Consider the following 14,225-nt stretch of genomic DNA (forward strand, 5'->3'; position numbering starts at 1 on the left):
CGGGAGCCCGGAGGCGAGTCTTTATGTGAGCCGCCTGTGTTGTTCCCTGCATGGCGATGGATCACGTTACCACACTCGAGTGTACCATTTGTGGGAAAGAGTACGATCCGGACCAGATCATCTACACCTGCCCGGAGGAAGACGGCGTCTCCGGCATTCTCGAAGTGAAGTACGATTACGACGTCATCCACGACACCTTCGACGCCGATCTCGACGGCACCATCGACAGCCAGTGGAAGTACGAGGCGTTCCTTCCGGTCGACGACGAGGCCGACGTCGTGACGCTCAACGAGGGCGGGACGGACCTCTTCGACGCGCCGAATCTCAGCGAGGAACTCGGCGTCGAGACGCTCGTCAAGGACGACGGCCGAAATCCGACCGGCTGTTTCAAAGACCGTGCGAGTTCCGTCGCGGTGACGAAAGCGAAACACGCCGGGCGAGAGATTATCACCTGCGCGTCGACTGGCAACGCCGCGGCTTCGCTGTCGGGCTACGCCGCCCGCGGTGGTCTGGACTGTCGGATCTTCGTTCCCGGCGACGCCCCTGCCGGCAAACTCGCCCAGCCGCTCGTCTACGGCGCAGACGTCCTGGCCGTCGACGGATCCTACGACGAGGCCTACGACCTGAGCGTCGAAGTCACCGACGAGTACGGGTGGTACAACCGCAACGCAGCGATCAACCCCTTCCAGGTCGAGGGCAAACGCACCGTCGGACACGAACTCGCCGAACAGTCGAAGGTCCGCGGCGAGGTGCCGGACTGGATCGTCTTCTCGATGGGGGACGGCTGTACGATCGCCGGCGCCTGGAAAGGGTTCCGCGAGTTCCACGAACTCGGCTACGTGAACGACACGCCGAGGATGCTCGGCGTCCAGGCCGAGGGTGCGTCCGCGATTCACGACGCGTTCCACGATCACGACGGCGTCGACGACATCGCCGACACGCTGGCCGACAGCATCGCCGTCGGCCGGCCACGGAACACGATCAAAGCGTGCCGCGCGCTCGAGGAGAGCGGCGGTACCTCCCTGCTCGTCGAGGACGAGGAGATCCTCGAGGCCGAGAAACTGCTCGGCAGTACCGAGGGGATCTACACGGAACCCGCGGGTGCGACGCCGCTCGCCGGCGTCAAGCGCGCGATCGCCGAGGGAATCATCGAATCCGACGAGACGGTCGTCGTCAACTCGACCGGCTTCGGCCTCAAGGACACCGAGAGCGCGAAGCGGGCGACCGGCGACGTGATGCGGATCGACCCGGACATCGCCGAAGTCCAGCGACGCTACGACGTCCCGGAATCGGCTGCGGCCGACGACTGAGCCAGGCGATCGGTCCGCCCGTCGACCGCGTTTTTCGCCGGCCACCCTCGAGTCGAGACTACGATCGATGTCGATCGCCTATCGAACTGAAACTAGCGGGCAAGCGCACCGCGAATCGTGATGTGAACGAACCTGTCGTCCGTCGCAGCGTCCAACCTGTCAGCGGTAGCCGTCCGCGAACTCGTCGATCATGAGCTTCGGATCGTCACCGAGGGGGTACAGAATCGGACACAGACACCCGTTATCGGCGTACTCCCGGACCTTCTCGCGACACTGTTCGGGTCGCCCGCTCGCCGTCAGCTTGTGAACGACCTCGTCCGGGATGAGATCCATACCCGTCTGGATGTCGTCCTTGTCGGCCGGCCAGCCGCCGATGGCCTCGCCGACCTCGTCGATCAGGTCCTGGCTCACGCCGCTCGCTTTCATGATGTGTGGCTGCTGGCCGAGGTACTGCGTGATGAGTTCCCGGGCGTTGTCCAGCGCTCGCTCTTCGTCGTGGTCCATCGAACAGACGATCAGTTGCGGCCGATCGATCTCGTCGAGGGATCGGTCCGATCGATCCGCCCCGGTCGCGAGCGCATCGAGGGCCTTCTGGTTGTACTCGGGGCTGACGAGGTAGTTCATGAGCGCCCCGTCCGCGAAGTGGCCGGTCAGTTCCATCATCTTGAACCCGGTGGCACCGACGTAGACGGGGACGGTTCGAGGTCCGGCGTCCCCGTGGACGACGTCGAGTTCGATGTCGCGAACGGTGACGTGGTCGCCGTCGTAGGTCACGTTCTCCATGTCGAGCAGTCGTTTCGTCACTTCGACGGTCTCGCGCATCGCCCGCGGCGCGTCCGATCGATCGACGCCGACCTTCTCCGCGAGGGGGTCCCACCAGGCGCCGATCCCACAGAGGATCCGGTCCGGACCGGCAAGTTCCTCGAGGGTGCTCATCGTCTGCGCGATGAGCGCCGTGTTTCGCGTCCAGTTGTTGATGACGCCGGAGCCGATCTTGATGTCGTCGGTGACGGCGGCGTAGGCAGCCATCGGCGTGATGGCGTCCCGGGCGAGGCGAGATTCGGCCTGCCAGACTTCGTCGAAACCCTGCTCCTCGGCGTACTGTACCAGTTCCATGTTCTCCCGAATCGGGTGTTTGTCCTGCAGGTAGAGTCCGACCCTGTCGCTCCCGTCGCTTGCCTCGTGACTGTAGCTCATGGAGTCGGTTCCAAATAGCATAGCAGGTGATATATAACTATGGGGCAAGGTAACACGGATCCGAGGCCGCCTCCGCCAGTGCCCGATTCCGAGAACACGGTGCCACACGCACTACGTGTCCCGTACCGCTCAGAACGCTCTTCGGGAGCGGGACGGACGAGCCCGGCCGTCCCACTCCTCCGTCGATCGGAGCACGGAGCCGTTCCGGACGCCGGTCGGTTCGCCGTCCTCGACCGCAATCGCGCCGCCGACGAGGACGTAGTCGAAGTCCTCCGTCAACTGGTTCGGGTTCTCGTACGTCGGCCGTTCGACGATGGCGTCGAGATCGAACGCGACGAGGTCAGCGACGTAGCCTTCCGTCACGTAGCCCCGGTCGGGAAGTCCGAGCAGGTCCGCCGGTCGACCCGCTGCCTTGTACGCCATGCGTTCGGGTGACAGCGTGTCGCGTTCCCGCACGTATCGTTCGAGGATCCGGGGAAACGTCCCGATCGCACGCGGATGGGGTTTGCCGCCGAAGATGCCGTCGCTGCAGAACGTTCCTCGCGGATCGGCGAGGAAGCGCTCGATGTCCGCTTCGGACATGATGAAGTCGGCCATCGTCACGTCGAGGTCCTCTTCGACGAGCAGGTCGCACATCGCGTCGATCGGTTCGCGATTCCGTTCGGTTGCGATCTCCGCGATCGTTGCCCCCTGATGCTGCCCGCTCGCCGTTCGCGTGATCAGGATGTTGTCCCACGTCCCCGCCGCACGGGCGAGGTTCTCCCAGTCGCCCGACTCGTCGATGTCCGCGGCGATTCGATCCCGCGTCGACTCGTCGCGGAGGCGCTCGCGTATCGCCTCGGAATCGTCCCGTCGCGCCCACGGCGGCAGCAGGGCAGTGAGCATCGTCGACCCGGCGGTGTAGGGGTACTGATCGAAGGAGACGCGCTGTCCGCGTGCGTCGGCGTCGTCGAACAGCGAGAGAACGTCTTCGGAAGCCCCCCAGTTCTGCTTGCCGCCGACTTTGAGATGCGAGACGTGGGCGTCACAGCCGCCGCGGTGACAGATGTCGAGGTAGCGCTCGATGGATTCGACGACGTAGTCAGTTTCGTTCCAGACGTGCGAGATCATGAACGAGTCGCGATCGCCGAGGGTCGCCGCCAGCGCTTCCAGTTCGGGGTCGCGGCCGTAGGAACTCGGCGGGTAGATCATCCCCTTCGAGAGTCCGAACGCGCCCTCGTCCAGCGCAGTCGCCAGTTCGTCCCGGAGCGTCTCGAGTTCGGCGTCGTCGAGCGGGCGGTCTTCGAACCCGGCCAGTAGCGAGCGGAGGTTCCCGTGTGGGGCGTAGAAGGCGCAGTTGACGGCCGGTTCGGCGTCGTCCAGTTCGTCGAGATACCCCTCGACGGTCGTCCACGGCCACTCGTCCTCGATCGTGCCGTCGAGCGACTGGATCCGGTTCGCCCACTCCGCTTTGCGTTCCGGCGGAACAGGTGCGACGCTAACCCCGTCCTGGCCGAGGACCTCCGTCGTAACACCCTGCGTCACTTTCTCGGCCGCCCCGGGCCTGTCGAACAGTCGCAGTTCCGAGTGAGCATGCATGTCGATGAATCCCGGCGCGAGATACGATCCGTCGAGATCGAGTTCGCGATCGGCACCGGCAGGGTCGGGCGCAATTCGACGTATTCGGCCCTCGTCGACGAGGACGTTGGCGGTGTACGCGTCGCCGCCACTCCCGTCGAGAACCCGCGCGTTGCGGAACTCTATCGACTCGGTGCTCGTAGCCGACATACCAGTGGTATCGTGTATCGTCGGTTTGATTCTTTTGGTCGTCACACCCCGCTCGACGTGCCGATCGGGCCGCCACACAGTAGCCGTCGGAATGTTAAAGACCGTGGCCTGGGTGGACTGGTGTATGACGGATGCGACGATCGACGAGCGTCGGTTCCGCGAACGGTTCGACGAATTCAACGAGATCGGTGCGACCGACGCCGGCGGTGTGAATCGCCCCGCACTCTCCGAGGAGAACAGAGAAGCGCGCGATACGCTGGTCGAGTGGTTCCGCGACGCGGGCCTCGACGTGCGTATCGACGAGATGGGGAACATCTTCGGTCGCCGCGAGGGGCGCGATACGGATGCGGACGCGGTCCTGTTCGGCTCTCACATCGACAGTCAGTACAACGGCGGCCGGTACGACGGCGTCGTCGGGGTGCTCAGCGCGCTCGAGGTCGTCGAGGCGTTCAACGACGCCGACGTCGAAACGGATCGCCCGCTCGAAATCGTCGCCTGGAGCAACGAGGAGGGCGTCCGCTTCCAGCCGGATATGCTCGGCAGCGGCGTGTACACCGGCGTCTTCGACCTCGAGTACGCCTACGATCGGGAGGACAAGGACGGAAACCGGTTCGGGGACGAACTCGAACGAATCGGATACAAGGGCGAGGAGCCCTGCGAACCGGACGATCTCCACTGTTACTTCGAGGTGCACGTCGAACAGGGACCGTTCCTCGAACGGGCGGACCTGAGCGTCGGCGTCGTCGAGGGCGTCTTCGGCTTCTCGTGGATGAACGTTACCTTCGAGGGGCAGGCGAACCACGCCGGCCCGACGCCGATGAACATGCGCCACGACGCCTTCGTCGCCACGGCGGACGTGACGAAGGCCGTCCGCGAGATCACGGCCACCGAAGGAACGGATCTCGTCGGCACGGTCGGCAGCGTCGACGTCTGGCCCAACGCGATCAACGTCATCCCCGAGCGCGTCGAGTTCACCCTCGACTTCCGGTCGTACGACAACGCCGTCGTCGACGCGGCCGTCGATCGCGTCCGGAACGAGATCGAGTGGGCCGCCGAACGCGAGGGACTCGAGTACGAGTTCGAGGAGATCATGCGCGTCGACGCCGACCCGTTCCACGACGAGTGTATCGAGACCGTCGCGGACGCGGCCGAGGACGCCGGCTGTGAGTACACGCGATTGGTTAGCGGTGCGGGTCACGACGCCAACTACCTCAACAAGATCACCCCGACGAGCATGATCTTCGTCCCGAGCGTCGACGGCATCAGCCACCGGGAGAGCGAGTACACCGAGTGGGAAGACGTCGTCACAGGTGCCGAGGTCCTCCTCCGGGCCGTGAACGAGCAAGCATCCGTCTGAGGGACCGATCGCGCGGCTCGCGATCGAAACTCGCGAGTGGCCTGCCAGCCAGCAGTAGCAATCATTTTCAATTTCGACGACGAGTAGAAGGTATATGATACTATCCGGCACGGTGATCGCGGACGCCGACACCGTCGTCGACGACGGGAGCGTAGTCGTCGAGGGGACGCGGATCGAAGCGGTGGGGCGACGGGACGAACTCGTCGATCGGTATCCGGACCGCGAGGAGCGATCGTACGATATTCTCCTTCCCGGTCTCGTCGGCGGACACATCCACTCGGTCCAGAGTCTCGGCCGGGGCATCGCGGACGATTCGGAGTTACTCGACTGGCTCTTCGAGTACATCCTCCCGATGGAAGCCTCGCTCTCGGCGGAGGAGATGGAGATCGCGGCGAAACTGGGCTACCTCGAACTCGTCGAGAGCGGGACGACGACGTGTATCGATCATCTGTCGGTGAACCACGCGGATCGAGCGTTCGAAGCGGCCGGCGAAGTCGGGATCCGCGGGCTGCTCGGAAAGGTCCTGATGGATCGACGGTCACCGGACGGACTCGCGGAAGCGACCGACGACGCGCTCGCCGAGACGGAACGACTCATCCGGAAGTACCACGGTGCGTTCGACGATCGCATCCGGTACGCGGTGACGCCTCGATTCGCCGTCTCGTGTTCCGAGGCGTGTCTCCGCGGCGCTCGCGAACTCGCGGATACGTACGACGGCGTTCGCATTCACACGCACGCGAGCGAGAACCGAAGCGAGATCGAGACGGTCGAATCGGACACCGGGATGCGAAACATCCACTGGCTGGACGAGGTCGGACTCACCGGGGAGGACGTCGTCCTCGCCCACTGCGTCTGGACGGACGAGAGCGAACGCGAGGTCCTGGCCGAGACCGGAACGCACGTCACCCACTGCCCGTCGTCGAACATGAAACTGGCGAGTGGCGTCGCCCCCGTCGTGGACTACCTCGATCGCGGGATCAACGTCGCGCTCGGCAACGACGGACCACCGTGTAACAACACGCTCGATCCGTTCACGGAGATGCGCCAGGGGAGTCTCCTCCAGAAGGTCGATCGGCTCGATCCCGTCGCGGCACCCGCCGAGACGCTGTTCGAGATGGCGACGATCAACGGCGCGAGAGCCGCCGGCTTCGATCGGCTCGGCGCGCTCCGAGAGGGGTGGCGAGCGGATATTATCGGGGTTCGAACCGACGTGACCCGTGCGACGCCGCTGCACGATCCACTTTCCCACCTCGTCTTCGGGGCCCACGGCGACGACGTCGTCTTCTCGATGGTCGACGGTAATGTACTGATGGACGACGGCGAGGTGACGACCGTCGATGCGGACGCGGTCCGCGAACGGGCGAACGACGTCGGACTCTCGCTCGAGGAACACCGCGACGCGGCGGCGGAGGTGCGGCCCTAGAGCGGTCCTGCTCGGGGCGTGTCGAGAAGTACCCGTCGCCGACGGCGAGGCCGAATACCGCGATCGGGTTCGCCAACCGACCGCGAACTGCCGCGACAGCCACCGACAAACGGCTGCGACAGCCCAGCCACCAACAGTTATTACGCGCGTGATCGTAGCGATTCGCGTGCACATCGACGTCAGTGGACTGGTCTGTCCGCAACCGGTGAGCATCGTCCGCCGCTGTCTCGAGGCACTCGAACCGGGCGACGAACTCGTCGTGACTGGGGATTATCCGCCGGCCGAGCGGAGTATCTGCCGAACGTGCTACAAGCACGGATACGCCGTTACCGACGCTACCGATGCGGACACCGACGGTGCCGATGCGGAGGCCGACAGTATCGATGCGGACACCGACGGAGCGGAGACGTTCACCCTCCGCATCCGCGTAACCGAACGTGCCGATCCGTCCACGAGCGAAACGGTATCGCTCCGCTGATCGATCAGGAATCGATCGCTGCCGAAAACGCACCGTTCGACGTCCGGTTCCGCCGGGCGTCTCCGTCGGCGTCGTCGAACCGCGTCACCAGCACCGCCTCCTCGATCTCCTCGATTCCATCCACTGGCGTTCCTCACGGCCGAGGTCGATCGTCCACCTCTTCACCCGGTTGGAGCGGCTGAGCGGGTCGCGCGGTGCCGGAACCGGCCTCCGTCGGCCGTGTACGTAGCGTGTGCGACGCGTTCGCGGACTGGGTCCCGACGAAACGATCTCTACTCGACGGCCGTTCGCCGAGCGCCCAGGGTCGGCAGAAGATCCCGTCGGAGTCGACCTAGGTCCGCTCTCCACGGCGTTCGATCGCCGCCTTGACGTCCTCGGGGGTGATCGGCAAGGAGGTCAGTCGCACCCCGACGGCGTCGCGGATGGCGTTGCTCAGCGCCGGCGGGATCCCGTTGGTCGGCAGTTCGCCGATGGACTTCGCGCCGAACGGCCCCGTCGGCTCGTGGGTTTCTACCAGGAGCGTTTCCATCGGCGGGTGATCCGTCGTCCGGGGCATCCCGTACTGCCGGAACCCGGTGGTCTGTGGGGCCCCTTCGTCGTCGAACTCCAGGTCGCCGCTGGTCGCGTACTCGAGGCTCATGTGCTGGCCACCCTCGACCTGACCCTCGGCGAGCGGCGGATTGATCGCGACGCCGCAGTCGGCGGCGTAGACCAGTTTGTCGAGTTCGAACTCGCCGGTTTCCTCGTCGACGGTGACGTCCACGAACTGCGCGCCGAACGGCGGCGGACTCTCGTCCGTCGAGTGATGTCCGTCGCCCATGATCTGCTCGCGCTCGTCGTGGCCGTAGGTCGCCTCGTAGCCGACCTCCTCGAGGTCGACGCTCGCACCCGTCTCCTCGCTGTAGACCTCGCCGTCCTCGGTCTCGAGGTGCGCTTCGGGTTCCTCGAGGAGTTTCGAGCCCCAGTAGAGGATCCGCTCTTTCGCGTCTTCGGCCGCTTTCTTGACGGCGGTCCCGCTGATGTACGTCGTCGACGAGGCGTAGGAGCCGTAGTCGAACGGGGTGATGTCGGTATCGGAGGACGTGACGACGATATCGGCCGGCCGACAGCCGAGTACTTCGGCTGCGATCTGGGTGAACATGGTGTCGTTGCCGGTCCCGGTGTCGACGCCGCCGACGTGGAGGTGGAACGAACCGTCCTCGTTCATCGCGAGTTTGGCCGCGCCGAGTTCCTTGCCGGCGACGCCGCTTCCCTGTGCGCACATCGCCATGCCGACGCCCCGGTGGAGATGCTCCTCGTCGGGTTGTTCGACGTCGTCCCAACCGATCGCGTCCATCCCACGTTCGATGCACTCGTCGAGGCCGCACGATCGGATCCGCCGGGCGAACCGATCGTCGTCCTTGAGAATGGTCGAGACGTCGTCGAGGTCGCCCTTCCGGATCGCGTGTCGCCGTTTGAACTCGACGGGGTCGACGCCGAGGTCGCGGGCGACCTCGTCTACGTGGGCCTCGACGGCGAAGTGACCCTGCGGCGCGCCGTAGCCCCGCATCGCGGCCCCCATCGGCAGGTTCGTGTGGACGACGTCCCCCTCGAACCGGATGTTCGGCACGCGCGGGTACAGGGGGAGCGCCTTGGTCCCGACGTTCGAGGCGACCGTCATCCCGTGGGTGCCGTACGCTCCGGCGTTCGAGCGCGCGTAGAGGTCCATCGCCACGATGGTCCCGTCCTCGGTCACCGCCGATCGCATCGTCAGGTCCATCGGATGGCGCGAGCGCAGCGCGTAGAACTCCTCCCGTCTCGTCATCTCGAGTTTGACCGGCCGGTCCGCCGCCAGGTGTAGCGCGAACGCGATCGGTTCGATCGCCATCTCCTGTTTCGAGCCGAATCCGGCACCCACGCGCGGTTTCTCCACGCGGACGTCGCGGATCGGGACGTCGAAGACGTGCGCCAGCTGTCGCCGCGTGTGGTTCGGCACCTGCGTCGCCGTGATGAAGGTGTGTCGGTCGTCTTCGTCGGTGTAGGCGATCGTGGTGTGAGGCTCGGGAACGCAGTGGGACTGGTACGGCGTCTCCCACTCGGTCTCGTGGACGCGGACGTCGTTCCGATCGAACGCGGCGTCGACGTCACCGATTTCCCCCTCGAAGTGCGACTCGAGGTTTCGCCCGTAGTCAGCGCCGCTCTGTGCGTTCTCGACCTCGTCGTCCGCGAACAGGCGCGGAGCGTCCGGTTCCGTCGCCGCCCCGACGTCGAAGACGGCCTCCCGTTCGTCGTACTCGACGTCGATCGCGCGGGCGGCGCGGTCCGCGATCTCGCTCGTTTCGGCGGCCACGGCCGCGATCGGATCCCCGACGAACCGGACGTGTCTCCTGAGGACGCGCATGTCCCACGGACTCGGCTCCGGATACGACTGTCCGGAACTCGAGTACAGCGTGTCGGGAACGACGTCGTCCCAGGGGGTGACGACCGCGTACACGCCGTCCATCGCTTCGGCGTCGCTCGCGTCGATATCCGTCACGAAGCCGTGTGCGACCTCGCTGCGAACGACCGTGCCGTGGGCGAGGTCGGGAAACCGGCGGCTGTAGTCGGCCGTGTAGTGTGCCTCCCCGGTGACGATCTTTCGCGCGTCGTCCTTCTCGACGTCCGTCGTGAGGTTCACGCGTTCGTCCCTGCTCTTCCGGTTGTTCGCCGGTTCGTCCCACTCCATCGGAGATCCCTCGGCGTCCGCCGCTTGCGGTTCGTCCCGCTCGACGCCTTCCATCCCTCCGTCCCCCTCGACGGCGTCGGCGTCCGCGTCGGACCGATCGAGTTCGTCGGGTGTACTCATCGACGCGTCTCACCTCGCGAGTCGGGTCCGGTCTTCCCGGTGGCACCGGCGCAGCGGCAGTCGTCACCGCGGTCGGACGATCGCCCGCCGTCCGCGGCCACCCCGCGGTCGGCCATTCGCTCCGACGCGTCGAGGACCGCCTCGACGATCTTCTTGTAGCCGGTGCACCGACAGAGGTTGTCCGAGAGCGCCTCGCGCACCTCGGCCTCGCTCGGTGACGGGTTCTCCTCCAGTAACGCTTTCGAGCGCATGATCATCCCGGGGATACAGAACCCACACTGCAGCGCCGAATTGTCGACGAACGCCTGCTGGACCGGGTGGAGGTCGTCCTGCGTGCCGAGTCCCTCGATCGTCTCGATGGTCGCGCCGTCGACTTTCACGACCGGCGTCACGCACGACATCGCCGGTTCGCCGTCGATCTGGACCGCACACATGCCGCACGCGCCGGTGTCACACCCTCGCTTGGCACCTGTGTACCCGTCTCGACGCAACACGTCGAGGAGGAGATCGGTCTTCGATACCTCGAACGTCCGCTCATTACCGTTGATCGTACAGTCGATGTGCATATCGCTCACTCTATGGGTGATGCTAACACTATGTGTTGCACATCGCGCGCTGGCACCTAAATAATTGTCGAGGTTTCTGCTCTCCACTGGCGTGCAAAAAACCCCGTCTGCCCGACGCGGCAACCGATCGCGGGGCCGACCGAAAACGAGTCGGCGGTAGCGACGAGTCCAGGGAGCGGGTTCAGTCGTCGGCCTCGAGCGCGGATTTGATCTTCGCCGCGGTGATCGGCATGTCGGTGATGCGGACCCCGACCGCCTCCCGGATGGCGTTGCTCAGCGCGGGCGGAACCGTGTTCGTCGGTACCTCCGCGACGGACTTCGCGCCGAACGGCCCCGTCGGTTCGTGGGTCTCGACCAGGATCGACTCGATCGTGGGCGTCTCCGCCGCCGTCGGCCAGTCGTACTCGTCGAAACTCGTCACCTCCGCTCGACCCTCGTCGTCGAACGTGATGCCCTCGCAGACGGCCATCTCGTAGCTCATGTGGTTCGCGCCTTCGACCTGCCCCTCCGCCATTCCCGGATTGATCGCGACGCCGCAGTCGACCGCGACGACGAGTTTGTTGACGTCGAACTCGCCGGTCTCCTCGTCGACGGTGACGTCCGCGAACTGCGCGGCGAACGGCGGCGGACTTTCCTCCGTACAGTGGGTTCCCTTGCCGAGGATGTGTTCGCGCTCGTCGTGGCCGTAGGCGGCCTCGTAGCCGATCTCCTCGAGGCTTACGCTCGCACCCGTCTCCTCGCTGTAGACCGTCCCATCTCCGGTGTCGAGGTTCGACTCGGGCTCTTCGAGGAGCTTCGAGCCCCAGTAGAGGATCCGCCCTTTCGCGTCTTCCGCGGCCTTCTTGACCGCCATGCCGCTGATGTAGGTCGTCGAGGAGGCGTACGCGCCGTAGTCGAACGGCGTGACGTCCGTGTCCGACGACTTGATCACGATGTCCGTCTCCTCACAACCCAGCACTTCGGCTGCGATCTGGATGAACGCCGTGTCCGCCCCCGTTCCGATGTCGACGCCGCCGACGTGGAGGTGGAACGAGCCGTCCTCGTTCATCATTAGCTGGGCGGCCCCGAGTTCGTCGCCCGCGACGCCGGTTCCCTGTGCCGAGAGCGCCATCCCGATGCCGCGGTGGCGGTGCTCCTCGTCGGGTTGCTCGAGGGCGTCCCAGCCGATCGCCTCCTTGCCGCGTTCGATACACTCGTCGAGGCCGCACGATCGAATCCGTCGTTCCGCGCCTTCGCCGCCCATCATGCCGGCGATTTCGTCGAGGTCGCCGACCTCCATGTAGTGTCGCTGCCGGAACTCGACGGGATCCAGGTCGAGGTCGCGGGCGACCTCGTCGAGGTGGCCTTCGAGTGCCAGGGTTCCCTGCGGTGCGCCGTAGCCGCGCATCGCGCCGGTCTGAGGGGTGTTCGTGTGGACGATGTCGGCTTCGAATCGTGCGTTCGGGACCTTCGAGTACAGCGGCATCGGCTTGCTGCCGACGTTCCCCGCGACCGTCATCCCGTGGCTCCCGTACGCACCCGTGTTCGAGAGCGCGTACAGATCGATCGCTTCGATAGATCCGTCCTCGGTGACCGCGGTGCGCGCCCGGACGTTCATCGGGTGACGCGAGCGCATCGCGTGGAACTCCTCTTCGCGCGTGGCTTCGTAGATCACGGGCCGATCGGCCGCGAGGGACAGTGCGAGCGGAATCGGCTCGACGACCATCGCCTGTTTACCGCCGAAGCCGCCGCCGACCCGGGGCTTCGAGACGCGGATATCCCGGATGGGGATGTCGAACAGGTGAGCCAGTTGCCGCCGCGTGTGGTTCGGCACCTGCGTACTCGTGACGAGCACGTGTCGGTCGTCCTCGTCGGTGTACGCGAGGGAGGTGTGGGGCTCGATCTGGGCGTGTGACTGGCGGATCGTCTCCCACTCGGTCTCGTGGACGTGGACGTCGTCGCGCTCGAGGGCGTCGTCGACGTCGCCGATCTCGCCGTCGATCCGGGACATCCGGTTGCGGCTGTAGTCGTGCCCGACGATCTCGTTCTCGACCTCGTCGTCGTCGAACAGCCGCGGTGCGTCCTCGGAGTAGGCCTCCTCGGGGTCGAGCACGTAGTCGTCCTCCTCGTACTCGACCTCGATGCTGTCGGCCGCGGTGCGTGCGGTCTCGGCGTCGTCCGCCGCCACCGCCGCGATCGGATCGCCGACGTAGCGGACGTGGTCGTTGAGCACGTTCATGTCCCACGGACTCGGTTCGGGGTAGGACTGGCCCGCGCTCGTGTACTTCGCGTCGGGGGTCTCCTCGGACCACGGCGTCAGGACCGCGTGGACCGCGTCCATCCCCTCGGCCGCGCTCGCGTCGACGTCGGTCACGTAGCCGTGTGGGATCTCGCTGCGAACGACCGCGGCGTGTGCGAGGTCGGGGAACCGTTGCTCGTAATCGGCGGTGTACTTCGCCTGCCCGGTGACGAGTTTCGGATCGTCGTCTTTCTGGGCCGGTCGCGAGACGCTGGCTCGCTCGTCGGGTTCCAGGTCGTTGTTCTCGGGTTCGTCCCACTCGAGGGGATGGTCCTCGAACTCGGGGGACTCCCTCTCCGAACGCGATGCGGTACCGCCGTCGGGTTTCGGATCGTCTGGATCAGTCATGCGTCTCACCGCTGCGTTCGGTCGCCTCTCGAGCGGTGGATGCGGGCGACGTGCCGCCGTCCGTCGCGACGGTCCCGTCGCCGTTCATCCGCTCGGCGGCGTCGAGTATCGCTTCGACTGGTTTCTGGTAGCCGGTACACCGACACAGGTTGTCGTCGATCGCCGCTCGAACGTCGGCTTCGCTCGGGTCCGGGGTCTCCTCGAGCAACGCTTTCGCCTGGATGATCATCCCCGGGATACAGAACCCACACTGGACCGCGAAGTGATCGACGAACGCCTGCTGGATCGGATGGAGGTCGTCCTGCGTGCCGAGGCCCTCGATCGTCCGGATGGACGCGCCGTCGGCCTCCCGGACGGTCGTCCCGCAGGCCATCCGGGCGTCGCCCCCGATGAGTACCTTCGAGGCCCCGCAGACGCCGCCGTCACAGCCGCACTTCACGCCCGTGTAGCCTTCGCGTCGCAACACCGACGCGAGGTTGTCCTCCGGCGCCGCGTCGACGTCCATCGATTCGCCGTTGACGGTCAGGGTGAACTGCACAGTGATCCCTCCTGTAAGCGTATCACTAGCATACGTGTCGTAGTGAAAGATGAGAGACAGCGCTACATATAATTATGGTTGCCCCCGACGAGCGCGTACTGGGACGATTCTCCGTCAGTCCGTTCTCGCTGGACTGAAT

At 65.7% G+C, this 14,225-nt stretch carries 10 protein-coding genes; 4 read left to right on the forward strand and 6 right to left on the reverse strand.

What is annotated here, in order from left to right; genetic code table 11:
- Nucleotides 1-50 precede the first annotated feature (50 nt).
- On the forward strand, nt 51-1,310 hold the full coding sequence (gene thrC, locus MUG98_RS16755; protein ID WP_265108571.1) for a threonine synthase: 1,260 nt from the start codon (nt 51-53) through the stop codon (nt 1,308-1,310).
- A 159-nt stretch (nt 1,311-1,469) separates the two neighbouring features.
- Here thrC and MUG98_RS16760 read toward each other — a convergent pair whose 3' ends face one another.
- Entirely contained in the window at nt 1,470-2,507 is a 1,038-nt protein-coding gene (locus tag MUG98_RS16760) for an LLM class flavin-dependent oxidoreductase (RefSeq protein ID WP_265108572.1), read from the reverse strand.
- 129 nt (nt 2,508-2,636) lie between these two features.
- Complete coding sequence (locus MUG98_RS16765) at nt 2,637-4,274, reverse strand: N-acyl-D-amino-acid deacylase family protein (protein ID WP_265108573.1); 1,638 nt, start codon at nt 4,272-4,274, stop codon at nt 2,637-2,639.
- Between the two features lie 124 nt (nt 4,275-4,398).
- Here MUG98_RS16765 and MUG98_RS16770 point away from each other — a divergent pair, with 124 nt between their 5' ends.
- From MUG98_RS16770 to MUG98_RS16780, 3 genes are all read left to right on the forward strand, one after another.
- Nucleotides 4,399-5,631, forward strand: coding sequence for a Zn-dependent hydrolase (locus MUG98_RS16770; protein WP_265108574.1), 1,233 nt, complete (start codon nt 4,399-4,401; stop codon nt 5,629-5,631).
- Between the two features lie 94 nt (nt 5,632-5,725).
- Entirely contained in the window at nt 5,726-7,054 is a 1,329-nt protein-coding gene (locus tag MUG98_RS16775; protein ID WP_265108575.1) for a 5'-deoxyadenosine deaminase, read from the forward strand.
- A gap of 166 nt (nt 7,055-7,220) precedes the next feature.
- Nucleotides 7,221-7,532 (forward strand): sulfurtransferase TusA family protein, encoded by a 312-nt coding sequence (locus MUG98_RS16780; protein ID WP_265108576.1) that lies wholly within the window; start codon nt 7,221-7,223, stop codon nt 7,530-7,532.
- 331 nt (nt 7,533-7,863) lie between these two features.
- Here MUG98_RS16780 and MUG98_RS16785 read toward each other — a convergent pair whose 3' ends face one another.
- The 4 genes from MUG98_RS16785 to MUG98_RS16800 form a co-directional block, all read right to left on the reverse strand.
- Nucleotides 7,864-10,290, reverse strand: coding sequence for a xanthine dehydrogenase family protein molybdopterin-binding subunit (locus tag MUG98_RS16785; RefSeq protein WP_425601098.1), 2,427 nt, complete (start codon nt 10,288-10,290; stop codon nt 7,864-7,866).
- Nucleotides 10,291-10,352: 62 nt separating this feature from the next.
- Complete coding sequence (locus tag MUG98_RS16790; RefSeq protein ID WP_265108578.1) at nt 10,353-10,922, reverse strand: (2Fe-2S)-binding protein; 570 nt, start codon at nt 10,920-10,922, stop codon at nt 10,353-10,355.
- Between the two features lie 181 nt (nt 10,923-11,103).
- Nucleotides 11,104-13,548, reverse strand: coding sequence for a xanthine dehydrogenase family protein molybdopterin-binding subunit (locus tag MUG98_RS16795; protein ID WP_265108579.1), 2,445 nt, complete (start codon nt 13,546-13,548; stop codon nt 11,104-11,106).
- Nucleotides 13,541-14,086, reverse strand: coding sequence for a (2Fe-2S)-binding protein (locus MUG98_RS16800; protein ID WP_265108580.1), 546 nt, complete (start codon nt 14,084-14,086; stop codon nt 13,541-13,543). The genes MUG98_RS16795 and MUG98_RS16800 overlap by 8 nt, the downstream gene beginning before the upstream one ends.
- Between the last annotated feature and the right edge of the window lie 139 nt (nt 14,087-14,225).

The organism is Halosolutus halophilus, from assembly GCF_022869805.1.
Classification (GTDB): domain Archaea; phylum Halobacteriota; class Halobacteria; order Halobacteriales; family Natrialbaceae; genus Halosolutus; species Halosolutus halophilus.